22 protein-coding genes, 1 tRNA gene and 1 riboswitch are annotated in these 20,667 nt (G+C 73.5%); of the genes, 13 read left to right on the top strand and 10 right to left on the bottom strand.

Translation table 11 applies throughout. The features are described 5' to 3' along the window. Window positions 1-88: 88 nt before the first annotated feature. Both ACIPW5_RS02050 and ACIPW5_RS02045 read right to left on the bottom strand, forming a co-directional pair. A complete protein-coding gene (locus ACIPW5_RS02050; RefSeq protein ID WP_401239025.1) occupies window positions 89-838 on the bottom strand; it encodes an SDR family oxidoreductase in 750 nt (249 codons plus the stop codon). Next, on the bottom strand, window positions 835-1,812 hold the full coding sequence (locus ACIPW5_RS02045) for a helix-turn-helix transcriptional regulator (RefSeq protein WP_401239022.1): 978 nt from the start codon (window positions 1,810-1,812) through the stop codon (window positions 835-837). Before ACIPW5_RS02045 ends, ACIPW5_RS02050 begins: the two co-directional genes overlap by 4 nt. A 185-nt stretch (window positions 1,813-1,997) precedes the next feature. On the opposite strand from ACIPW5_RS02045, the gene ACIPW5_RS02040 reads away from it, so the two are divergent. Beyond that, complete coding sequence (locus ACIPW5_RS02040) at window positions 1,998-2,633, top strand: bifunctional 4-hydroxy-2-oxoglutarate aldolase/2-dehydro-3-deoxy-phosphogluconate aldolase (RefSeq protein WP_401239020.1); 636 nt, start codon at window positions 1,998-2,000, stop codon at window positions 2,631-2,633. Next, window positions 2,630-3,589 (top strand): PfkB family carbohydrate kinase, encoded by a 960-nt coding sequence (locus ACIPW5_RS02035; protein WP_401239018.1) that lies wholly within the window; start codon window positions 2,630-2,632, stop codon window positions 3,587-3,589. The genes ACIPW5_RS02040 and ACIPW5_RS02035 overlap by 4 nt, the downstream gene beginning before the upstream one ends. Window positions 3,590-3,750: 161 nt before the next feature. Here ACIPW5_RS02035 and ACIPW5_RS02030 read toward each other — a convergent pair whose 3' ends face one another. Together ACIPW5_RS02030 and ACIPW5_RS02025 are read right to left on the bottom strand one after the other, a co-directional pair. Next, window positions 3,751-4,977, bottom strand: a complete 1,227-nt coding sequence (locus ACIPW5_RS02030) for a serpin family protein (protein ID WP_401239016.1) — start codon at window positions 4,975-4,977, stop codon at window positions 3,751-3,753. A gap of 81 nt (window positions 4,978-5,058) precedes the next feature. Then, the gene (locus ACIPW5_RS02025) at window positions 5,059-6,393 is read right to left on the bottom strand and encodes a glycoside hydrolase family 18 protein (RefSeq protein ID WP_401239014.1); all 1,335 of its coding nucleotides are present in this window, start codon (window positions 6,391-6,393) and stop codon (window positions 5,059-5,061) included. 235 nt (window positions 6,394-6,628) lie between these two features. Between ACIPW5_RS02025 and ACIPW5_RS02020 the strand changes: the two genes are divergently transcribed. Beyond that, window positions 6,629-7,711, top strand: coding sequence for a dihydrodipicolinate reductase (locus ACIPW5_RS02020; RefSeq protein WP_401239011.1), 1,083 nt, complete (start codon window positions 6,629-6,631; stop codon window positions 7,709-7,711). Further along, entirely contained in the window at window positions 7,708-8,187 is a 480-nt protein-coding gene (locus ACIPW5_RS02015; RefSeq protein ID WP_401239009.1) for a carboxymuconolactone decarboxylase family protein, read from the top strand. The genes ACIPW5_RS02020 and ACIPW5_RS02015 overlap by 4 nt, the downstream gene beginning before the upstream one ends. 74 nt (window positions 8,188-8,261) lie before the next feature. Here ACIPW5_RS02015 and ACIPW5_RS02010 read toward each other — a convergent pair whose 3' ends face one another. Both ACIPW5_RS02010 and ACIPW5_RS02005 read right to left on the bottom strand, forming a co-directional pair. Then, on the bottom strand, window positions 8,262-9,917 hold the full coding sequence (locus ACIPW5_RS02010; protein ID WP_401239007.1) for a GMC oxidoreductase: 1,656 nt from the start codon (window positions 9,915-9,917) through the stop codon (window positions 8,262-8,264). A 114-nt stretch (window positions 9,918-10,031) separates the two neighbouring features. Beyond that, window positions 10,032-10,490 carry a hypothetical protein gene (locus ACIPW5_RS02005; RefSeq protein ID WP_401239004.1) on the bottom strand — a complete coding sequence of 153 codons (459 nt, stop codon included), beginning with the start codon at window positions 10,488-10,490 and terminating at the stop codon, window positions 10,032-10,034. A 130-nt stretch (window positions 10,491-10,620) separates the two neighbouring features. Between ACIPW5_RS02005 and ACIPW5_RS02000 the strand changes: the two genes are divergently transcribed. Then, a tRNA-Trp gene (locus tag ACIPW5_RS02000) sits at window positions 10,621-10,697 on the top strand. 176 nt (window positions 10,698-10,873) lie between these two features. After that, window positions 10,874-11,584, top strand: coding sequence for a hypothetical protein (locus tag ACIPW5_RS01995; RefSeq protein WP_401239002.1), 711 nt, complete (start codon window positions 10,874-10,876; stop codon window positions 11,582-11,584). 86 nt (window positions 11,585-11,670) lie between these two features. On the opposite strand, the gene ACIPW5_RS01990 is transcribed toward ACIPW5_RS01995, so the two are convergent. After that, window positions 11,671-12,297 (bottom strand): SMI1/KNR4 family protein, encoded by a 627-nt coding sequence (locus ACIPW5_RS01990; RefSeq protein WP_401238999.1) that lies wholly within the window; start codon window positions 12,295-12,297, stop codon window positions 11,671-11,673. 132 nt (window positions 12,298-12,429) lie between these two features. After that, window positions 12,430-12,744 (bottom strand): DUF6980 family protein, encoded by a 315-nt coding sequence (locus ACIPW5_RS01985; protein WP_401238996.1) that lies wholly within the window; start codon window positions 12,742-12,744, stop codon window positions 12,430-12,432. A gap of 281 nt (window positions 12,745-13,025) precedes the next feature. Here ACIPW5_RS01985 and ACIPW5_RS01980 point away from each other — a divergent pair, with 281 nt between their 5' ends. The 6 genes from ACIPW5_RS01980 to ACIPW5_RS01955 all read left to right on the top strand — a co-directional run bounded on the left by ACIPW5_RS01980 (window position 13,026) and on the right by ACIPW5_RS01955 (window position 17,984). Beyond that, window positions 13,026-13,394 (top strand): hypothetical protein, encoded by a 369-nt coding sequence (locus ACIPW5_RS01980; protein WP_401238994.1) that lies wholly within the window; start codon window positions 13,026-13,028, stop codon window positions 13,392-13,394. Between the two features lie 60 nt (window positions 13,395-13,454). Beyond that, window positions 13,455-14,123 carry an SMI1/KNR4 family protein gene (locus tag ACIPW5_RS01975; protein WP_401238991.1) on the top strand — a complete coding sequence of 223 codons (669 nt, stop codon included), beginning with the start codon at window positions 13,455-13,457 and terminating at the stop codon, window positions 14,121-14,123. Between the two features lie 71 nt (window positions 14,124-14,194). Continuing rightward, window positions 14,195-14,971 (top strand): tRNA(His) guanylyltransferase Thg1 family protein, encoded by a 777-nt coding sequence (locus tag ACIPW5_RS01970; protein ID WP_401238989.1) that lies wholly within the window; start codon window positions 14,195-14,197, stop codon window positions 14,969-14,971. A 78-nt stretch (window positions 14,972-15,049) separates the two neighbouring features. Continuing rightward, window positions 15,050-15,136: riboswitch (cobalamin riboswitch) on the top strand. 54 nt (window positions 15,137-15,190) lie between these two features. Continuing rightward, window positions 15,191-16,180: an ABC transporter substrate-binding protein gene (locus ACIPW5_RS01965; RefSeq protein ID WP_401238986.1), complete on the top strand. Its 990-nt coding sequence runs from the start codon at window positions 15,191-15,193 to the stop codon at window positions 16,178-16,180. After that, window positions 16,177-17,199: a FecCD family ABC transporter permease gene (locus tag ACIPW5_RS01960; protein ID WP_401238983.1), complete on the top strand. Its 1,023-nt coding sequence runs from the start codon at window positions 16,177-16,179 to the stop codon at window positions 17,197-17,199. The genes ACIPW5_RS01965 and ACIPW5_RS01960 overlap by 4 nt, the downstream gene beginning before the upstream one ends. Next, a complete protein-coding gene (locus ACIPW5_RS01955) occupies window positions 17,196-17,984 on the top strand; it encodes an ABC transporter ATP-binding protein (RefSeq protein ID WP_401238981.1) in 789 nt (262 codons plus the stop codon). Before ACIPW5_RS01960 ends, ACIPW5_RS01955 begins: the two co-directional genes overlap by 4 nt. On the opposite strand, the gene ACIPW5_RS01950 is transcribed toward ACIPW5_RS01955, so the two are convergent. Further along, window positions 17,960-19,009, bottom strand: a complete 1,050-nt coding sequence (locus ACIPW5_RS01950) for a helix-turn-helix domain-containing protein (protein WP_401238978.1) — start codon at window positions 19,007-19,009, stop codon at window positions 17,960-17,962. The genes ACIPW5_RS01955 and ACIPW5_RS01950 overlap by 25 nt on opposite strands. 231 nt (window positions 19,010-19,240) lie before the next feature. On the opposite strand from ACIPW5_RS01950, the gene ACIPW5_RS01945 reads away from it, so the two are divergent. Next, window positions 19,241-19,912, top strand: a complete 672-nt coding sequence (locus ACIPW5_RS01945; RefSeq protein WP_401238975.1) for a hypothetical protein — start codon at window positions 19,241-19,243, stop codon at window positions 19,910-19,912. Window positions 19,913-19,990: 78 nt separating this feature from the next. On the opposite strand, the gene ACIPW5_RS01940 is transcribed toward ACIPW5_RS01945, so the two are convergent. Beyond that, the gene (locus ACIPW5_RS01940) at window positions 19,991-20,371 is read right to left on the bottom strand and encodes a VOC family protein (RefSeq protein ID WP_401238972.1); all 381 of its coding nucleotides are present in this window, start codon (window positions 20,369-20,371) and stop codon (window positions 19,991-19,993) included. Between the last annotated feature and the right edge of the window lie 296 nt (window positions 20,372-20,667).

The raw sequence follows: 20,667 nt of genomic DNA, 5'->3' as shown, positions 1-20,667 counted from the left end.
ACGGTGACGGTGGGTCAGGCGGTTGCGAGGTTCGGGGCGGACCGCCGGGAATCCGGGCGCGCGGGGCGGTCCGCCGGGTCCGCCGGGCTCAGCCGTCGCGCAGGATCCGGTGGGCGAGGGCCGGGGAGAGGCGCAGCAGGGCGCGCAGGATCCGCGTCCTGCCGATGTAGAGCTCGGACCGCTCGCGGCGGATCCCGGCGATCACGGCCCCGGCGGTGCGGGCCGCGCCGAGCTTGCCGCGGCCCCGGCCGCGCGTCATGTCGGTGTCCACCAGGGGCAGTACCGCGTCGATCACGCGGATGTGCGGTGCGGTGTCCTCGCACTGGTAGCGCAGCGCCCGGGTGAAGGTGCGCACGGCCGCCTTGGTGGCGCAGTACACGGGCGCCGAGGCCTTCGGGGCGAGGGCGAGCCCGCTGGTGACGTTGACGATCGCGGCGGAGGGGAGGGTGCGGAGGTGGGGGAGCAGCGCCGTCGAGAGCGTGGTGACGGCCTCCAGGTTGAGGGCCGTCTCGCGGCGCAGGGCGGGGCGGGTGACCCTCGGGTCCTCCCGGAAGAAGTCGGTGTGCGTCTGCACTCCCGCGTTGTTGATCAGGACGGACAGCTCGGGGTGGAGCCGGGCCAGCCCGTCCGCGAAGGCCGCGGTGGCCTCCGGGTCGGCCAGGTCCACGGCGTGGGTCGAGACCTGCCCCGGGTGTGCGGCCGCGAGGGACTCCAGCCGTCCCGGATCGCGGCCGACGGCGACCACGTGGGCGCCCTGGCCGACGAGTTGGCGGGTCAGCTCCCGTCCGATGCCGCGGGCGCCGCCCGTCACGAGGACCGTTCTGCCGTTGAGGTTCATGGTGTCCGTTCCCTGGAGGGTCCGTGGCGGGCGAACGCCCGCCGGTAGGCCGCCGGCGTCATTGCCGTGCGGCGTGCGAACTCGCGCGTGAAGTGCGGCTGGTCGGCGTAACCGCACGCGAAGCCCACGACGGGCAGCGGGTGCCGGCCGTCGAGGAGGAGCGCCGCGGCCCCCTCGGCGCGCACGGCGCCGAGCAGGTCCTGGAAGCCGCCGGCGGGGCGCAGGCGCCGCTGGAGGGTCCGCGGCGAGGTGTGCAGGCCGGCCGCGAGCCCCCGGAGCGACCAGCGGCGGGCGGGATCGCCGGCCAGCAGGAGGCGGGCCCGCGCGACCGTGCCGGGGCCGGGGCCGGGGCCGGGGCCGGAGCCGGAGCCCGGGAGGGCGCGGGGGGCGGGGGCGGTGCAGGGGACGGGGGCGGCGCGGGCGGCCGTGGCGGACCAGGTGAACCGCCACCGGGCGGTGTCGGTGCCGGGCGGCGGCGCCGTGAAGACCCCGCTGTCGAAGACCGTAGGCCCGGCCTCGCCACCCGCGGTGACGGTGAGGCCGCGGGCGCCCGTCAGCGTCAGCAGCACCGTCAGCAGGCCCAGGACCAGTACGTCTTCGGCCGGTACGGGCGGCTCCCCGGGCGGGCCCGCGTGTTCGGCGGTGACGCACCCGTCGGCGGCCCCGTGGACGAGGACGCGGTGCCGGGCGTGCGTGAACTGCTCCAGCCGGCCCCACCGTTCGAGGAGTTCGAGCGGGTCCAGGGCCGCCAGCAGGGCGGTGACGGCGGGGTCGCGGACCGCCTCCGGGAGCAGGAGGCCGACGCGCAGCAGGGGCAACAGCCCGTGCCGCTCCGCGACCCCGGCCAGGTACCGGCGCTTCTCCCCGAAGGGCAGCAGGGCCCCGTCGGCCCGCGGGGCGTCCGTGGCGAGGCCGGCGTCGGCCAGCGCCCGTGCCACCGCCGCGACCAGCACCGCGCTCGCGAATTCGTCCATGCGCCCCACGCTAGGTCCGCCCGGGGCGGCCCGTCTTGAAGGATCGCGCCAGTCGGGCGCGGGGGGTGACCGGGCGGCCCTCGGGTGTGTACGGTTGCGGTCGGGTGGTCTAGACCATCAAGTCGCTCTGTTCCACGTACCGTTCCGCGCGCCGTTCCGGGCCGCGGAACAGCCGGGAGGGATCCGTGTCCTGCCATCCGTACGCCGTGCTCGCCGCCCAGCGCCTGCTCCCGGTGCTGCGCAGCACCGACGCCGACCGGGCCCTGCGGGCCACCGCGGAACTGCTCGGCGCCGGCTGCCGGGCCGTGGAGCTCACCACCTCCACCCCCGGCTGGGCCGGGGCCGTGCGTCGCGCCGCGGCACTGCGCGACGCACGGGGGCGGTCCGCAGTCATCGGGGTGGGCACGGTCACCACCGCCGCCCAGGCGGACGCGGCCCTCGACGCCGGGGCGGCGTTCCTCGTCTCCCCCTACCCTGCCCCCGAGGTCCGCGAGGCCGCCGCACGGCGCGGGACGCCCTTCCTCGAAGGCGGCTTCACCCCCGGGGAGATAGCCGCCGCCGTCCGGAGCGCGGGCGCCGCGAAGGTGTTCCCGGCCCACGTGGGCGGGCCGGAGTTCATCCGCTCCCTCCGGGCCGTACTGCCGGACGCCGTGCTCGTCCCCACGGGCGGGATCCGGCCCGGCCGGGTCCGCGAATGGCTCGACGCGGGCGCGAGCGCCGTCGGCATCGGCAGCGGCCTGCCCGCCGACCCGGGAGAGCTGGCCGCCGTCTTCGCGGAGCTGGCCGGGCCCTGCTGCGGCCGCGAGGGGTGCCGGCCGTGACCGCCCCGCGCTACGACGTCCTCGTCCTCGGCGAGGTCCTGGTCGAGATCCACGCCGGCACCGCCCTGCGCGACGCCGCCGACGGCACCGCCGCCCGGATCTCCTACTCCGGCGACGCCCTCAACGCCGCCGCCGCGGCCGCCGCGGCGGGGGCCCGCACCGCGCTCCTGACCGTCGTCGGGGACGACGAGCTGAGCGTCCCGCTGCTGCGCCGCGCCGCCGAACTGGGCGTGGACACCGCACACGTGCACCGCGCGCCCCGCCCCAACGGGGCCTACCTGCTCTCCGCTGACCCCGACGGGGGCCGGGAGTTCGTGTACTGGCGCACCCACAGCGCCGCCTCCACCCTGTCCCCGGCCCACGTGGAAGCCTGGCTCCCGCTGCTGGCCGGCTGCCGGGCGCTGATCACCAGCGGCATCACCGGCGCGCTCTCCCCGGGCAGCCGCGGAGCGGTCGTGGCCGCCGCCCGTGCCGTCCACGCGGCGGGCGGGCTCGTCACCTACGACCCCAACCACCGTCCCCGCCTGACCGGCCGCGCGGAGGCCCGCTCCCTGCTCGCCGAGGTCGCCCCGCTGACCGGGCTGCTCAAGACCTCCTGCCCGGCCGACGCGCTCGCCCTGGTGGACACCGCCGACCCGGCCACCGCCGCCGCCCGCTACCGGGCGCTGGGCGCGCGCACGGTGGCCGTCACCGCCGGTCCGGACCGGCTGCTGCTGGACGACGGCACCCGGGCGGTGTACCACCCCGTCCCCGTCGACCCGGCCCCCGTGGACACCACCGGCGCCGGGGACTGCTTCACCGGCACCGCCACCGCCCGTCTCGCCCTGGGCGACCCGCTCGCCCGGGCGGTGGCCTGCGGGGTGGCGGCGGCCTCCCTGTCGGTGGCGGGCCGCGGCGGCACGGGCCGGGTGCCGGCCTTCACGGAGACGGCGGCACTGGCCGCGCGGTTCGTCTAGGTCGTCTCTTTCGGATCTTGCCGGTTGAGCCCGCGTCGTCCGGTGCCGTGCATCGGCGCGTTGGCGGGGCGCCCTTGTACTGGACGTACTCGGGTGCTCCGCCAACGCGGCGAGGTGCGGTGCCGGGCGGCGCGGGTCAGGCCAGATCCGGAAGAGACGGCCTAAGCCCAGAACTCCGCCTCCTCGGCCTCCCGGTCCGGCTCCTCGTACGGGAGGGGGTCGGTGACCCAGCCGGCCGCCAGGACCAGGCGGGAGGTGCGGTGGACGGCCAGGAAGCCGAAGGGGCGGTCGATGGACACCGTCACCCGGCGGGCGCGGTACGGGAAGTGGGGCGCGGAGCCCACCGCCACGCCGAAGGCGGTGACGGCAGCGGCTTCGAACCCCTCGGCGTGGAAGCGGGCGAGCGCCGACTGCCGTGCCGAGGTGATGGCCAGCGGGTCGGGGCTGATGCCGGGGAAGTGGCCCGACCCGGTGTCCGAGGCGGTGCGCAGGCCGAACAGCCGGGCGTGGCCGAGGAGGTCGTGCTCCGCCCGCACCTCGAAGGCCGGGGTGGAGACGCCGAGCGTGGTCTCCGGCGACACGGCGGGGACGGTCCGGACGGACAGGCCCGGCCCCGGGGTCCCCTCGGGGAGCAGGTGCGCGCCCGTGGCCGGGCGGGCCCTGGTGGCGGCCTCGATCCCGGTCGTCAGGACCTCGCCCGGAGCCGCGCCGGGCTCGCCGAGGACGAGGTGGACGTCGACCCCGGTGTCCCCGACCACCTCCATCAGGGTGACCGGCCCGGCCGGGCCGTGTGCCACCTTGGCCCGGTCCGGCAGGGACGTGTCGCGGTGCAGCATGACCATGCTCCGGCCGGCCCAGGGGCCCTCGTGGACCTCCGCCGGGCAGTCCCAGAACGGCTGGATCCACTTCAGCCGCAGCACGAGCGCGGAGGCGAGGACGAGCCGGATCGCGTCCGGGCCCTCCGGAAACACGATCGGCATGCGCTCGATCAGGCCGTCCGTCCGCTCCGCGGCCCACGCGTCGAGCGCCTTGCCGTCGGCGCCGGGGTCGCCGGTCAGCCGACCCCGGGTCCCTTCCGGCAGCGCCGCCGGCCAGTCGGGCTCCAGCGGCAGGTCCGCCGCGGTCCACAGGCCCGTCGCCGCCCGCAGGCCCCGTACGCCGTCCAGTGCGGCGAGCAGCTCCCGCGCGGCCTGCGCCGCCGTCCCGGCGGGTATGCCGAGCGACTCCTCCAGCTCCGCGCGGGTCTCGGCGTCCGCACCGTCCGCCAGGAAGGCCAGCAGCGGCCAGACCCCGGCCGCGGTGAAGACCGTACCCCCGTCCTCGCCGGAGGCTTCGGCGGCCCAGCGCGCCGTGAGCCGGTTGACCGCCCGTACCGTCGAGTTCCTCATGCCGGGGAGGGTACGTGGTGGACGCCGCCGGGCCGGACGGATTTTCCTCGGCCCGGCGGCGCCGGGTCCCGCTGCGCCGGTTCAGCGGCCGCGCAGGCCCCGGTCGACGGCGGTGGTCAGCTCGCCGTCGGCGGTGTCGGCGTCCAGGGACCAGAACATGGCGCCGCCCAGGCCCTGTTCGCGGACGTAGCGGGCCTTCGTGCGAAGCACCTGCGGGTCGTCGTACGTCCACAGGGTGGTGCCGTCGAACAGCCAGGCGTGGCCGCCGCGCCGGTCGCGGTGCACCTGGAAGGTGCCGGAGGCGGCCAGTTCCTTCAGCTCCTTGTAGTCCGCGTACCCCGCGGCCCACTTCGCGGGCGCCGGGCCCGCGGCGGGCTTGCCCATGCCGTCGCCGCCACCGGTGACCCCGGTCCAGCCCTGCCCGTAGAACGGCATGCCGACCACCAGCTTGCGCGCGGGCGCCCCGCGCCGCAGCCAGGAGTCCACCGTGCCGTCGACGCTGAAGTCGCCCCGGGCGTACAGCGCGGACTGCTGGGCGGTGCTCTTCTCCCCCGACACGTGGAAGTCGTAGCCCTGGAGGGTGACGAAGTCCAGGTCGCGCATGATCCGGCGGACGTCGAAGCCCGCGTCGATCTTGGCGGGGGCGGCCGGGACGAAGGCCGTCAGCTCGTACGCGCGCTTCCGCTCGCGCCCGTACGCGTCGAGCTGGGTGCGGAACTCGTGGACCAGCTCGGTGAAGTTGCGCTTGTCCTCCGGCCGGAACTTCGTGTCGGTGTCGCCCTCCGAGCCGGGCCACTCCCAGTCCAGGTCGATCCCGTCGAAGACCCCGGCGGCGGCGCCTGGGCCGCCCCGGGCGCCGTCCTGCGGGAGGTTCCCCTTGAGGTAGAGGTCGATGCAGGAGCGGACGAGGGCCTTGCGGGAGGCGGGGGTGAGGGCCGCGTCCGAGAAGTGGGTGGACCAGCTCCAGCCGCCCAGCGAGATCAGCACCTTGAGGCCGGGGTGCCTGGCCTTCAGCTCCTTCAGCTGGTTGAAGTTCCCGGCCAGCGGCTGGTCCGCGGTGTCGGCGACGCCGTCCACGGAGTTCGCCGCGTCGAGCGGGCGGGCGTAGTCGGCCCAGGCGTCGGCCTCGCCGGCCACGTTGCCCGTGAAGCACTTGCCGTCGGCGCCGATGTTGCCGAAGGCGTAGTTGACGTGGGTGAGTTTGCCGGCGGTGCCGTTCGCCTCCAGGTCCTGTACCTGGAAGTCGCGCCCGTAGACGCCCCACTGGGTGAAGTAGCCGACCTTCCGGTACGAGCGGTCGTGCGAGCCCGCCCGGTCGGGCTCCCCGGTGCCGGCCGCCGCGGCGGGAGCGAAGGCGGTGAGGAGGGAGAGGGAACAGGCGGCGACGGCCAGCCGGCCGAAAGTGCTGCGGCGCATGGGGCGCATGAGACGCATGGGCTTCCTTTGCGGATGCGGGGGAGTGGTGCTCCTGAACCGTGCGGGGACGGGCGCGGCCCTGTACCGGCGGCGCCCGTCCCACCCGGGAACGTATTGGTCTGGACCATCTGGGTCAAGGGGGTGTCCACCACGGCCGGGGACCGGACGGCGGCCCGTCCGAAAAACCTCCTTCACGACGCTGGGCACCTCCACGCCCCCTCGCTACCCTCCGCGCATGATTCCCACGGTGGTCTGGGGCACCGGCAACGTCGGCCGCGCGGCGATCCGCGCCGTCGACGCCCACCCGGCGCTCGAACTCACGGCAGTCATCGTCCACAACCCCGCGAAGGCCGGCCGCGACGCCGGCGAACTCGCCGGACTCGGCCACCGGCTGGGGGTGGCGGCCACCGACGACATAGCGGCGGTGCTCGCCGCCCGCCCGGCCGCCGTCGTCTACGCCGCGTCCGGCGACGTCCGCCCCGACGACGCCCTCGCCGACATCACCCGCGCCATCACCGCCGGCGCGGCCGTCGTCAGCCCCGCCCTCTACCCGCTCTACGACCACCGCAGCGCCCCGCCGGAGTTCCGGGACCCGGTCCTGGCCGCCATCGCCGAGGGCGGCGGCTCGCTCTTCGCCTCCGGCGTCGACCCCGGCTGGGGCAACGACGTGCTCCCGCTGCTGATCAGCGGCCTGGGCACCACCGTCGACGCCATCCGCTGCCAGGAGATCTTCGACTACTCCACGTACGACCAGCCGGACTCCGTGCGCCACCTCGTCGGCATGGGCCACCCCATGGACTACGAGCCGATGATGCTCATGCCCTCGATCCCCACCATGGTGTGGGGCGGTCAGATCCGCCTCATGGCCCGCGCCCTCGGCGTCGAACTCGACGAGATCCGCGAGACCTCGCAGCGCCGCGCCCTCGACACCACGGTGACCACCCCCTCCATGGGCGTCTTCGAGGCCGGTACCCAGGGCGCCATCCGCTTCGAGGTCCAGGGCGTCGTCGGCGGGGAACCCCGCATCGTCATCGAGCACGTCACCCGCATCCACGCCTCCTGTGCCCCCGACTGGCCGCTCCCGCCCGACGGCGGCGCCGGAGCCCACCGGGTGGTCATCGAGGGCCGCCCCCGCATCGAGGTGACCGTCGAGGCCACCGACGAGGGCGACAACCGCTCCGCCGGCGGGAACGCCACCGCAGTCGGCCGCCTGGTGGGCGCCATCGACTGGCTGGTGGCCGCCGGACCCGGCCTCTACGACGCCCTGGACGTCCCGCTGCGGCCCGCAGTCGGCAGACTCGGAAGGAAACAGCCATGAGAATCGACATCCCCGACGGCCAGCACCCGATCGAGTACGTGTGGGGGGACATGGTCCCCGGCATCGGCATGGCCGCCGCCAACTTCTCCCTCTCCGTCTACGCCCACACCACCCTGGGCCTGCGCGAGTTCGAGGCGGCGCGGCTGCGCATCGCCCAGATCAACGGGTGCGTCTTCTGCCTCGACTGGCGCACCGACCGGGACGGGGAGAAGGTCGAGGAGGAGTTCGCGGACGCCGTCACCGCATGGCGCACCACCGACGCCTTCGACGACCGCACCCGGCTCGCCGCCGAGTACGCCGAGCGCTACGCCCTGGACCACCACAACCTCGACGAGGACTTCTGGGCGCGGATGACCGCGCACTACAGCCAGCTGGAGATCGTGGAGCTGAGCATGAGCATCGGCTCCTGGCTGGCCTTCGGCCGGCTCAACCACGTACTGGGCCTCGACAGCGTCTGCGTGCTGCCGGGCAGCTGAACGTGAGGCCCCGGCGCCCGAGGCGCGGCCCGGGGCCGCCCGGAGGATCCGGACGGCCCCGGGAACCGCTCGGCTCACAGATCCGTGGCGATGATCTTCTCGATGTTGCGCTCGGCGAGGGCCGTGATGGTCACGAACGGGTTCACGCTGGTGTTGCCGGGGATCAGCGCTCCGTCGATGACGTACAGGCCCGGGTGCCCGTGCAGCCGGCCGTAGTTGTCCGTGGCCTTGTTCAGGACCGCCCCGCCCAGCGGGTGGTAGGTGAGGTGGTCGCCCCAGATCTTGTTGGTGCCGAAGAGGTCGGTGCGGTAGATCGTCCCCTCCTTGGCGTTGATCTTGTCGAAGATGGTCTTCGCCATGTCGATGGACGGCTGCTTCCACGCCGTCTGCCAGTCCAGCTCGACCTTCCCGGCCGCCGCGTTCCACGAGAACCGCGCCCGGTTCGGGTTCTTGGTGATGGAGAGGTAGAACGACGCGTACGTCTCGATCCCCGTCGGCAGCGGGGCCACCTCGGCGAAGGCGCCGCCCGCGTCCCAGTTGTCGATGCCGCCGCAGGGGATGGAGGCCTGCACCTTCCCGGTCGGGTCCCACATGTGGTTGGCGCGGCCGCACATCACGTTGCCGTTGTCGCCCCAGCCCTTGCCCACCTCGTCGTTCAGGTTCGGCAGCGCCCCGGTCGCCTTCAGCCGGACCAGCAGCTTGCTCGTCCCCACGCTGCCGGCCGCGAAGAACACCCGGCCGGCGGTCACGGTCTTCGTGGCGAGGACCTCCCCGGAGGTGCCCAGCTGCTCCATGACGACCGAGTAGCCGCCACCGTCCGAGGGGGAGACGGTGGTGACCCGGTGCAGGGGCGAGATGGTGACCTTCCCGGTCGCCCGGGCGGCGGCCAGATAGGTCTGCTGGAGGGACTTCTTGCCCGCGTTGTTGCCGTAGAGGATCTCCCCGTCGACCGCGGACTTCGGGACGGTGCCGGCCACCTCCTGCTTCATGTAGTCCCAGTCGTAGACGTCGGGGACGAAGACGAAGGGGAACCCGGAACGCTGGGCGTGCTTGCGGCCGACCCGGGCGAACTGGTAACAGTCCACCGTCTCGAACCAGTTGGGGTCGATCAGCCCCACCCCGAGCCCGGCGTTGGCCCGCGGGTAGTAGGTCCGGTACATCTCCTCGGCGTCCACCGAGGGCAGGATCGCGGCGAAGTTCTGCCGCTTGGGGGTCACGGCCATGCCGCCGTTGACGAGCGAGCCGCCGCCGACGCCCCGGCCCTGGTAGACGATGATCCCGCCCATCTCCTCGGCATCGAGGATGCCCGTGTAGCGGGGGACGTCCTTGTCGATGGGGAAGCCGAGGAAGTTGCTGAGCGGCGCCTTGGTCCTGGTGCGCAGCCAGTACGAGCGGTAGTCGGGCCTGGTGGTGTTGGCGAAGATCTTGCCGTCGCTGCCGGGGGTGTCCCAGGCCATGCCCATCTCGGCCATGTGCACGGGGACGCCGGCCTGGGCGAGCCGCAGCGCGGCGACGGAGCCGCCGTATCCGGTGCCGATCACGAGGACCGGGATGCGGGCCCCGGACTCGATGGGTCCGGCGACGGTGGTGGCGCCGGTGGCCGGTTCGGCACGGGCCGGGGTGACGTTGGCGGACAGCACCACCGCCCCCAGAATAGAACCAGTTCCAGTGATGAATCCGCGCCGTGAAACACCCTTGGGAACCCTGCTGTTCAGGCTTCTGTCACTCATGTGACGTTCCTCACTCTCGACGGAGTGGGAACAAGTTCTACTGGCGAACGCCAGCTAAGTCACTACACGCGTCGCGGGAACTTCCGGCTGATTCCCGCCCCCTGGCCGCAGAGCTCAGGGAAGGCTCCAGTGGCCCACGTCGTCCCCCAGTCCCGCCTCCAGCGCGAACTGCACGGCGGCCAGGCGGGCCCCCTCGGGCACCCGGAACGTGACGAACCCGGAGGCCGAACCGCCGGGCGCCAGGCGCACGGTGCCGGGCAGGCTCTCCCCGGCATCGGTCGGGGCGTCCACCCCCGCGAACCGCCGCCCCTCGGCGTCGAACAGGTGCGCCGCCGCGGCGGGGGAGTCCTCGTACGGCACCGTCCCGGTGTTCTCCAGCCGCAGCCCCACCGCCACCAGCCGCTCGGCACCCGCCCGCCCCGCGGGGTCGACGACGCGCGTCAGGGTCACGTCGAGCCGCTCCCCGGGCCGGTCCCCGTCGAGGGACACGGTCTCCCCGGACCCACCGGTACCGGCCCCGACGAGCAGGACCGCGACCAGGACCCCCAGCAGCCGCCCCGGACGATGGCGCACGACTCCTCCAGACCTCGGCGGCCCACCCCCTCCCCGCCCACGATCCTCCGCCCACCCGGCTCCCGCCACCGGCGGCGCGGGAAATGGATTGGATCTTCCGCCCGCTTCATGGCAGGCTGTGCCTCACCGAAGGGGTATAGCTCAGCTGGTCAGAGCGCTGGTCTCCAAAACCAGATGTCGTAGGTTCGAATCCTGCTACCCCTGCCATGCCTGACCAGGCATTGCACGAAGAACGGACTTCCGGAGACTCTTCCGGAGGTCCGTTTTGTCTTCCCCTGGTCGTGCACGGCGCCTTCGCCGGCGGCGTCGCAGGCCAAGAGAGCCGCTCCCCAAGGTCGAACCGTCACATTGACCAGAGCGGGCGGGACACGGATCGTGAGCCCATGACGGACAGCACCTGGCTCAACCGTGATCGCCAGTTCATCCCCGGCAAGGAGCTCTTCCGCAGCGAGCGCAGCTTCCACCTCCTGGCCTACACGGCGAGCCACAGCCAGCTCCTGATGCGGAGCATCGGGCAACCCGACGAACCCGGCGAGCCGGAGACGACGATCGACCTGCTCTTCAAGCCTGCCGCCGTGGTGAAGATCAGTACCGAATACCGCGGCTTGGCGATCAGGTGTGCGACCGAGGCCGAGAGCGAGCAGGTCAAGGCCGACCACGCCGGCATGTACTTCGGGCGGGACGACCGCGTCTTCGTTCTGGAGAGCCAAGGCGAGTCCGACTACGTGGTCGCCATGGCCGTCGGCTGGACCGAGGGAATACTCGGCCGCACGCAGCAGAGCTTCTTCAACAACTTCCACCCCGCCAGGCCGGTTGTCTGGCCCAGCCGGCCTCTTTCCGGAGTCGATGCCGGCCTCGACATCGCGTCGGCCCAAGAACTCGTCGAGGCACTGTCGGCTGAGGAAAGCGGCACGATCCGACGAGAGCGCCACCGCCACGTCTACGTCGTCATGACACGGACGATCCGCCCCGACGGACCGGACGTCACCGGAGCGGGCGTCTTCCTGACCAGAGCCGACGCCGAGGAGGCCCAAGCCGTGATCACCGCGAAGTCGGTCGACTGCTGGATCGAGGAGCTCCCGGTCGCGCTCTGACCGAGATCCGCAGGCCAGGTCCCTTCCCGACGCTTCCGCACAGGCCTGGGCTGCTCGCCGCCGTGTCATGGGCGATGCAAAGTCCGTCAACTCCGCGGCGATGCGGAGTCCCAGCGGAGCCTCTGGTTCTCGTCCACCACGGGCATGTCGCGGTCGACGGGTCGGTTGGTCTGGAGCGACGTGGCGAGCGTCTCCATGAGCACGGGCAGGGAGGTCCACATCTCATGCGATCGGCGCGAAACGCCTTCCACCGCGTCAGCGTTGTGGACGCGCCCCCGGTCGATCTCAGGACGGTGGTCCAGTACGAGGTGCCCTCCGCAGACGTCCCGCGCGATGGGGATCACCTGCGGATGTCCGTACAGGTGGAAGCTGGACCCGATCCTCATGAAGTCGTGGTCCAACTCCACCTCGCCCATCCCGTCCACCGTGGGCTTGTCGTGGTAGAGGGCGCAGCTTTGCCAATCGGCTGCTATCTCGCGCGCACTCAGCGGTCTGTAGAACCCTGGCAGCAGCGAGGATCCGTGGCCGACAAGACCGTCGTGCCGCAACAGGGACATCCTCAAGGGCTTCAGGAAGGGCCGTCCGATGACGCGTTCGGCTGCGACGATGTCGGCCGGGTCCGCAGGCGGCGCCAACGCGGCGTAGGTCGCCGGGGCGTGCTCGGCCAGCCAGTTCTCGATTCGGGTCCAGGACTCAGTGATCAATGCTGTCATGGCACGGCATCCTGTCACCGGGTACCGACAACCTCAGGAAGCACTCGGACCGGGGCCGGCTCCGGGCCATCCGCCGCCGGCGATCGTCGGCGTGTTGCCGTTCCAGGAGCGGCCCGGGGTGCTGTCGGTTCGTTACTGCTGGTGCGGAGCGGTGAGCCAGCGGTCGTCCTGGAACTCGGCGGGGACCTCGTCCTCCCACGGATCGATCCCGAGGCGCTCCAGCTCGTCGAACCAGCGGTCCCGCTGAGACTCGGGGAGACGCCGTCCGCACCAGGGGCAGAAGTCGATCGTGATGCTCGACGTGCCGCCGTCGTGGACCAGCAGCCCGTACTCCTGGAACTTGGCGTTGAAGCCGATCAGCGCGTCCGGGCAGGCGAAGGGGTCGTCGTGCTGTTCGCAGCGCAGGTTCACTCGGCTGTCCATCGCCTCGCAGCAGTGCTGGGTCATGACCTCGGCATTTCGTCGGGCGGCACCATGACCAGAAGTAGATCACGGTCAGGTGCCCTGCTCGTCACCACGACGACGCCCGGCGGACCGCACTGCTGCCTGGTCCCCCGCGCGGGGGAAGCCGGATGGTCCGCGGGGCGGAGGTGATGACCACCGCGTCGGGGGTCACGTGGAGGGTCGCGTTCGGCGGCCCGGCCTTCGCCGGCCCAGGTGCCGGCTTCGTCGTGGCCGCCCGCTCCCATGTCGCCCGTACCCGCCCCGTCTGTGCAGAATGAGGTCCCATGGATGACGGAGCGGGCTGGCCGACGGACAAGCTGACCGCGCTCCGGCTCGGCAGGAGGCTGGTGGCGGAGGTCCCGGCATCACAGCCGGATCGCCGTGCGTTCGTGGACATCCGCCCCGAGGAGAGTGGCCTCGATGTACGGGCACGGGACGAGGGATGGGCGCGCAGCGCTGTTGACCGTGGCTTCCGGCTCGAGCACTGGGAGTACGATCGCCAGCTCATCGAGGGCTTCGACTACGACATCGGCGCAGCCCTCATCAGGTCCGCCGATGCCGCGGACGAGTCTGGGCTGAGTGCGGTGCTCGCCTCATGGGGTGTCCGGCCCGGCCTCTTCGACCATCCCTGGTACACCGACGATCCCCGGTAGGCGGCGGTCGGTTCGGGGGAGTTCTCGGCCCGTGCGGGCGCGCGGTTAGGCTTCCGGCACATGAGCTACCCCGACGACGACCTGCTGATCGAGAAGCTTCGGGCGCGGGCGTGGGACCCGGGCCGGCGGTTCGACGAGGCGGACGTGCCCGTCGCGTGGATCGCCGAGCGGTACGGCAGCGAGCGGCTGGACCCGGACCGGGACGACATCGTGTCGTACGCGAGCAACGGAACGGTCCGAGTGGAGGCGGGGTCCGAGTTGGTGGCCGGCTACTACGCCGACGCCCCGCGGGAGCCGCTGTTCCCGCCGGTCGGTCCGGCCGAGGTGGAGAGGGCGGAGCGGCGGATCGGGCGCCCCCTCCCCGGACTGCTGCGGCGCGTCTACACCGAGGTCGCCGACGGTGGGTTCGGCCCCGGCAGCGGGCTCGCCTCCCTGGCCGAGGGCAACCGTCCTCCCGGGTACCTCCGCGACTGGCCGTGCGCGGTCGCCCTCCACGAGCGGAACCGGTCCCGGGGGGTGCCGGCGTCGTGGCTGCACCTCGCGTACGGCGGCTGCACGATGGAGTGGCACCTCTCGTTGGCCGCGGTCGGCAACCCCGTGCTCCTGTACGACGCCGACGGCTGGGATCGCACAGGGGGCGAAGGCCCGCACGACGGACTGCGGCACGCGTCGTCGTCACTGCGAAGCTGGCTCTGGACCTGGGCCGATGGCGGCGAGGTGTGGCCGTAGGGCGAGGCGGGTGGGGTGGGCCCGGGGGATATTGGCGGGCGGCGGCGCGCGGCGGCCCGTTAACCTGGGGCATGAGTGACACGACCGCACTGGGCGACCGCATGAAGCGGTACGAGGCTGCGCACCGGGCCGTGCTGCCCCGGCGCACCTATACGATCCTGCGCCTCGACGGCCGCGCCTTCCACACCTACCTGCGCGACGCGGACAAGCCGTTCGACATGGCCTTCGTGGAGGACATGGCCGCCGTCACCGAGGCGCTCTGTGCCGAGGTCAGCGGTACGGCCTTCGCCTACCACCAGTCCGACGAGATCAGCCTGCTGCTCACCGACTTCGCGAGCCAGGCCTGCGAGCCCTGGTTCGGCGGGGTCGTCGCCAAACAGCTGTCGGTGTCTGCCTCGTTGGCCACCGCGGTCCTCAACGAGCGCCGGCCGGGCCGGCGGGCGCTGTTCGACGCGCGGGTGTTCACCCTGTCCGACCCCGTCGAGGTCGCCAACTACTTCGTGTGGCGGCAGCGCGACGCCGTGCGGAACTCGATCTCGATGGCGGCCCAGGCGCACTTCTCCCACAAGCGGCTGCACCGCATGTCGACCGGCGCCATGCAGGAACTGCTGTGGGCGGAGGCGGAGGTGAACTGGAACGACTACCCGGCCGCCTGCAAGCGCGGCCAGACGGCCGTGCGGGCGAGCGGGGAGCGGGCCGTCGAGTACACCGACAAGCGGTCCGGCGAGACCGTGCGGACGACCGCCCTGCGGTCCTGGTGGGAGGTCGGGGGCGCGGAGCACTTCACGGCCGAGCCGGGCGGACGCCTCGCCCGGTGGATTCCGGCGATGCCGACGCTGACGGCCTGACAGGGCGTCCGGAGGTGCCCCTTCCGGGCGCTAAGAACGGGTCTGGCAGACTTGGCCGGGTTGTCCCGGCGGTGCAGGACAGGAAACCGGTGTGAATCCGGTGCGGTCCCGCCACTGTGACCGGTCGCCGCGCGCGTGCGTGCGGGGGCCGGGAGTCAGACACTGACGCACCGCCTCTCACTTCGACCGGGGACGAGGATCCCCCGGAGAGGCCCCACCATGTCGCGTGTCCGCGCCGCCGTGCGCTCCTTCCTGCCGCTCGCCCTCGTGCTGCCGCTCGCCGCCTGCGGCGGGCCGTCCGGGGCCGAGCGGCCCGCACCCGGGGCGCAGGCCGCGCCCGGGTTCCCGTACACCGTCACCAACTGCGGTGTCACCAGCACCTACCAGGCGCCGCCCGCGCGCGCCGTCACCATGAACCAGCACGCCACCGAGATCATGCTGGCCCTCGGGCTCCAGGACCGGATGGCCGGCACCGCCTACCTCGACGACTCCGTACTGCCCGCCTACCGGCCCGCCTACGACAAGATCAAGGTGCTGGCGAAGGAGTACCCCTCCAAGGAGGTGCTCCTCGGCGCCAACCCCGACTTCGTGTACGGCGGTTACGCCAGCGCCTTCGACAAGGGGCAGGGCCGGGACCGCGAAGGGCTGGCCAAGTCCGGCATCGGCTCCCGGCTGAGCGTCGAGTACTGCACCCAGGGCCCCGTCGGGCTCGCACAGCTGAAGACCGAGATCACCGAGGTCGCCCGGACCTTCGGCGTGTCCGAGCGCGGCGAGGCCCTCGTCCGCGAGGAGCAGCAGCGCGTCGACGCCGTCACCGCACGGGTGAAGGACCGGCCCCGGCCGTCCGTCTTCGTCTACGACTCCGGCGAGGCCTCCGCCTTCACCTCGGGCGGCAACGGCATCGGCAACGAGATCGTCTCCCTCGCCGGGGGCACCAACGTGTTCGCCGACCTCAAGGACACCTTCGGCGACGTGCCGTGGGAGAAGGTCATCGAGCGCGCACCCGAGGTCGTCCTCATCTACGACTACGGCGGCACCACCGTGGAGGCCAAGAAGCAGCGCCTGTTGAACGACCCGGCGCTGGCGGAGGTTCCCGCCGTCAAGAACCGGCGCTTCGTGGTGCTCCCGCTGTCCTCCGCCGTGCTCGGCGTGCGCGTCGCCGACGCCGTCGAGTCCCTGGGCCGGCAGCTGCACCCCGAGGCCCCGTGAGGCGGGGCCTGACGCTGGTGCTGCTCGCCGCCGCGCTCGCCGTCTCCGCGGTGGCGGGCCTGGCCCTGGGACCCGTACGGATCCCGCCCGGCCAGGTCCTCGACATCGTCCTCGGCGGCCCCGGCGCGCGCGGGGCCTTCGCCTCCATCGTGTGGGACGTGCGGATGCCCAGGGTCCTGCTCGGGGCCGTCGTCGGGGCCGGGCTGGCCGTGACCGGCACCGTGCTCCAGGCCCTCGTGCGCAACCCGCTCGCCGACCCCTTCCTGCTCGGGGCCTCCTCCGGGGCCTCGGCGGGGGCGGTCCTGGTCATCGTGTTCGGCGGCGCGGGCGTCGCCGGGCTCGCGGGCGGGGCCGGGCTGCCGGCCGCCGCCTTCGCCGGGTCCATGGCGGCCCTCGTCGCCGTCTACGCCATGGCCCGGCGCGGCGGCACCATGACCACCGGCCGGCTGGTCCTGGCCGGCGTCGCCGTGCAGTACATCCTGTCGGCGCTGACCAGCCTGGTGCTCGTGCTGTCCGCGCACCCCAACCAAATAGGCACCGTGCTCCGCTGGACCCTGGGCGGCCTCGGCGGGGCCCGCTGGGACGAACTCGCCCTGCCGGCCGTCGCGCTGCTCGCCGGCACCGCCCTGCTCACGGCCCTGGCCCGCCCGCTGGACCTGCTGCTCGCGGGGGAGGAGGGCGCCCGCACCCTCGGTCTGGACACCGGCCGCTTCCGGGCCGCCGTGTTCGTGCTCACCTCCCTCGTCATCGGGGTGCTCGTCGCCTACAGCGGCGCCATCGGCTTCGTCGGGCTGATGGTCCCGCACGCCGCCCGGACGGTCGTCGGCGCCGGCCACCGCGCGCTGCTGCCCGTCACCGCGCTCGCCGGGGCCGTCTTCCTGGTCCTGGCCGACCTGGTCGCCCGTACGGCGGCGGCTCCCGAGGAGGTCCCGGTGGGGGTGGTCACCGCCCTGGTGGGCGGGCCGTTCTTCCTGTGGATGCTGCGCCGGACCAGCCGGACCGAGGGGGTGGCCGGATGACGCGCGGACCGGCGGAACTCGCCGTCGAGGCCCTGCGTTACGAGGTGGACGGGCACACCCTGCTGCACGGGGTCGACCTCACCGCCCGCCCCGGCGAGACGGTCGGCGTGGTCGGGCCCAACGGCAGCGGCAAGACCACCCTGCTCCGCTGCGTCTACGGCACCCTGCGGCCCACCGCCGGCCGGGTGCTGCTCGACGGCGCCGACGCCGGGGCGCTGGGCGCCAAGGACCGCGCCCGGCGGGTGGCGGTGGTCCCGCAGGACGCCGCCGGCACCTTCGGGCTGACCGTCCGCGAGGTCGTCGCCATGGGCCGCAGCCCGCACAAGCGCTTCTGGGAGCAGGACGGCCCGGAGGACCGGCGGCAGGTGGCCGGGGCGCTGGAGCGGGTCGGCGCGGCCGGCTACGCGGACCGGCGCTTCGAGGAACTCTCCGGCGGCGAGCGCCAGCGCGCCCTCGTCGCCCGCGCCCTCGTGCAGGAACCGGGCCTGCTGGCCCTGGACGAGCCGACGAACCACCTCGACATCCGCTACCAGCTGGAGGTGCTCGGCCTGGTCCGCGGCCTGACCGCGACCGCCCTCCTGGTGCTGCACGACCTCAACCTCGCGGCCTCCTTCTGCGACCGGCTGTACGTCCTGTCGGCGGGCCGGGTCGTCGCCGCGGGCACGCCGGGCGAGGTGCTGCACGAGGAACTGCTCGCGGAGGTCTACGGGGTCCGCACCCGCATCGGCGTCCACCCGACCACGGGCGCCCCGAACATCGTCTACCTGCCGGAACCCGCCGGGTGACGTCCGCCCCGCAGGGTGGCCGGCGTCTGCCCGTACCAGCGCCGCACGGCGCGGCGCAGGGCGCGGGCGTCGGCGTACCCGGTGCGTGCGGCGATCGCGTCGACGCTGAGGTCGGTGTCGTGGAGGAGGCCGGTGATGCGGGTCCGGCGGAGTTCCTCGACCTCACGGCTCCACGTCGTGCCGTGCTCCTCCAGGCGCCGTTGCAGGGTCCGGGCGCTGATGTTCATGCGCAGCGCCACCCCGGGCAGAGCGGGCGGGCCGGTCCCGGCCGCCGATTCCAGGGCGGCGCGGAAGAGGTCCAGCCAGCCGCGGAGCGGCACCGACGAGGCGAGCGACTGCTCGGCGTGCCTGCGCAGCACCACCGACAGGCCCGGCTGGGCGTGCGGCGCGGGCTCCTTCAGGTCGGCGGCGCGGAAGGTGATCGAGCTGACCGGTGCCTCGAAGTCGACGGCACGCGTCCCGTACAGCTCGACCAGGGGGCCGTGGTCCGCAGGGGCCTCGGTGGCCAGGGAGACCCGGGTGGGGACCAGGGCGCGCCGGGCGGCATGGCCCAGCCGCCGCTGGATCAGGCCGAGCGCGCAGGCGCGGACGGCGGACGCCGCCTCGTGGGTCAGGTCGGCCCCGTTGAGGTGGCTGACGCGGACGTGCCCGTCCTCCTCGGCGACCCGCAGGCCGTCCGAGCCGGTGTCGAGCACGGAGGCCAGGTACGCGGCCGCGTCCCGGACCCCCTCCAGCGGAGTCGGCGCACAGGTGATCAGGTAGTCCCAGACGCCGAGGGAGCCGACCTCCGACTCCTGCGCCATCAACAGCGCCACTTCGGGCCAGGGCGCGTGGACGGTCATCAGCTCCGCGATCCGGATGCTCGTCAGCGTCGGCGGCCGGCACAGGTCGTCGTGCAGGTGCTCCGGCGCCACGCCGAGCAGGTGCGCGTACCCGCTGCCGGGTATGCCGAGCCGGCGCGCGGCGTTGACGTTGAGACGGGCGAGGGCCGAGGAGGTCGTCCCCTGATGCGCGTGTGAGACCACGGGCGCCGAGCATAGACGAGATCGCCGCACAAGATCACTGCGAAGGTGCGGCGTGAGATGACCCCGACACGGCGCCGGAAGTCCCCCCGGTGGCACGGGCGGTCCCCGGTGGCACGGATGGTCCCCCACCTGGCGCGCACGGCCCTCACCGGGCGGCCGGTACGCGGATAGCGTGCTGAACGTTCCGGCGCGCCGCCGCCGGTCCGGAAGACGACGAATGGGGAGAGCACGATGCAGAAGTTCGACACGCCGGATCCGGTCTCGGCGGTCCTGGACGTTCCCGCGGCCCGGATCCGGCTCGTCGCCGCCGACCGGACCGACACCACGGTCGAGGTGCTGCCCGCCGACGCCACCAGCAGCCGCGACGTCAAGGCCGCGCAGGAGACCGAAGTCGCCTACGGGGAAGGCGTCCTGCGCGTCGCGGCCCCCGCCGCGAACAACCGGCTCCTCGGCTCCTCCGGACGGCTCGACGTGACCGTCCACCTGCCCGCCGGGTCCCGCGTCGAGGCGAAGGCCGCCGACGCGGAGCTGCGGACCGCCGGCCGTCTCGGCCACGTGGCCTTCGAGGGCGCGCGCGCCGCGGTGGAGCTCGACGAGACCGGCGGCGCCCGCCTCGTCCTCCAGTCCGGCAGCGTCTCGGTCGCCCGCCTGGGCGGTCCGGCGGAGATCCGCACCGAGAAGGGCGACCTCCGCGTCGGCGAGGCCGTAGGCGGCACGGTCGTACTGAGCACCGGGCACGGGGACATCACGGTCGCCGCCGCGCCCGGGGTCTCCGCCTCCCTCGACGCGGGCACGGGCTACGGCCGGATCGACAACTCGCTGAACAACACGGCCGGCGCCGACGCCGCGCTGAACGTCCGCGCCACCACCGCCCACGGCGACATCACCGCCCGCGGCCTCTGAGGCCGCCCCCCGGCCCGGTCGGCCGGGCACCGGTGCACGCCCCCGTCACGGGGGTCGGGGGCGCGCACCGGTTCCGCGCTATCCGCCGTACGGGCGGGTGATGATCTCCATCGCGTGCCCGGCGGGGTCCATGAAGTACACCCCGCGGCCGCCGTCGTTGTGGTTGATCTCGCCCGGGTGCTTGCGGTGCGGGTCGGCGAAGTACTCGGCCCCCGAGGCCCGGATCTTCTCGAAGGCGGAGTCGAACTCCTCCTCCGAGATCAGGAACGCGTAGTGCTGCGGCGTGATCGACTCGGCCGGGACGGTCGCGAAGTCCAGGGTCACGCCGTTGGCAGTGGACACGGGGACGAACGGGCCCCATTCCGGGCCGACTTCGAGGCCGAGGACGTCCGCGAGGAACGCGGCGGACACCTTGTTGTCAAGGCAGTGGACGATCGTGTGGTTCAGCTGGACCGACATGGGTGAATGCCTCCGAAAGGCAGTCACGGCACCTCCATGCCTCACCCGGTCGGTGACCGACACGCGATGCCGTCGCCTTGATCCTAGGCATCCCGTCCCGGTACGGTCCACCCCTTTCGCGCCATCCCGGCGCCGCCCGGCCCGCCGCCGACACACACTGTTCACGCCGCGCGCGCGGCCGCCCGGTGCGGCAGACCAACCGGTCTGCCTACACTGCGACTTGGCCGGCCGCGCACCGGACGGAACCGGACGGCACCGGAGGGAACGGGCTGGAACCGGACGGGTCCGGACGGACC

The sequence above is a fragment of the Streptomyces sp. NPDC090077 genome (assembly GCF_044747545.1).
GTDB lineage: Bacteria > Actinomycetota > Actinomycetes > Streptomycetales > Streptomycetaceae > Streptomyces.
This window is presented reverse-complemented; position numbering and strand designations above follow the sequence as displayed.

Excerpts from the sequence above, each read along its gene's own strand:
- ACIPW5_RS02050 (WP_401239025.1), bottom strand. The coding sequence starts at position 838 with ATGAACCTCAACGGCAGAACGGTCCTCGTGACGGGCGGCGCCCGCGGC.
- ACIPW5_RS02025 (WP_401239014.1), bottom strand. The coding sequence starts at position 6,393 with ATGCGCCGCAGCACTTTCGGCCGGCTGGCCGTCGCCGCCTGTTCCCTC.
- ACIPW5_RS01955 (WP_401238981.1), top strand. The coding sequence starts at position 17,196 with ATGACGCGCGGACCGGCGGAACTCGCCGTCGAGGCCCTGCGTTACGAG.
- ACIPW5_RS01980 (WP_401238994.1), top strand. The coding sequence starts at position 13,026 with ATGGATGACGGAGCGGGCTGGCCGACGGACAAGCTGACCGCGCTCCGG.
- ACIPW5_RS02030 (WP_401239016.1), bottom strand. The coding sequence starts at position 4,977 with ATGAGGAACTCGACGGTACGGGCGGTCAACCGGCTCACGGCGCGCTGG.
- ACIPW5_RS01970 (WP_401238989.1), top strand. The coding sequence starts at position 14,195 with ATGAGTGACACGACCGCACTGGGCGACCGCATGAAGCGGTACGAGGCT.
- ACIPW5_RS02015 (WP_401239009.1), top strand. The coding sequence starts at position 7,708 with ATGAGAATCGACATCCCCGACGGCCAGCACCCGATCGAGTACGTGTGG.
- ACIPW5_RS01975 (WP_401238991.1), top strand. The coding sequence starts at position 13,455 with ATGAGCTACCCCGACGACGACCTGCTGATCGAGAAGCTTCGGGCGCGG.
- ACIPW5_RS01965 (WP_401238986.1), top strand. The coding sequence starts at position 15,191 with ATGTCGCGTGTCCGCGCCGCCGTGCGCTCCTTCCTGCCGCTCGCCCTC.
- ACIPW5_RS01945 (WP_401238975.1), top strand. The coding sequence starts at position 19,241 with ATGCAGAAGTTCGACACGCCGGATCCGGTCTCGGCGGTCCTGGACGTT.
- ACIPW5_RS01985 (WP_401238996.1), bottom strand. The coding sequence starts at position 12,744 with ATGACCCAGCACTGCTGCGAGGCGATGGACAGCCGAGTGAACCTGCGC.
- ACIPW5_RS01990 (WP_401238999.1), bottom strand. The coding sequence starts at position 12,297 with ATGACAGCATTGATCACTGAGTCCTGGACCCGAATCGAGAACTGGCTG.
- ACIPW5_RS02045 (WP_401239022.1), bottom strand. The coding sequence starts at position 1,812 with ATGGACGAATTCGCGAGCGCGGTGCTGGTCGCGGCGGTGGCACGGGCG.
- ACIPW5_RS02010 (WP_401239007.1), bottom strand. The coding sequence starts at position 9,917 with ATGAGTGACAGAAGCCTGAACAGCAGGGTTCCCAAGGGTGTTTCACGG.
- ACIPW5_RS01995 (WP_401239002.1), top strand. The coding sequence starts at position 10,874 with ATGACGGACAGCACCTGGCTCAACCGTGATCGCCAGTTCATCCCCGGC.
- ACIPW5_RS02020 (WP_401239011.1), top strand. The coding sequence starts at position 6,629 with ATGATTCCCACGGTGGTCTGGGGCACCGGCAACGTCGGCCGCGCGGCG.
- ACIPW5_RS01940 (WP_401238972.1), bottom strand. The coding sequence starts at position 20,371 with ATGTCGGTCCAGCTGAACCACACGATCGTCCACTGCCTTGACAACAAG.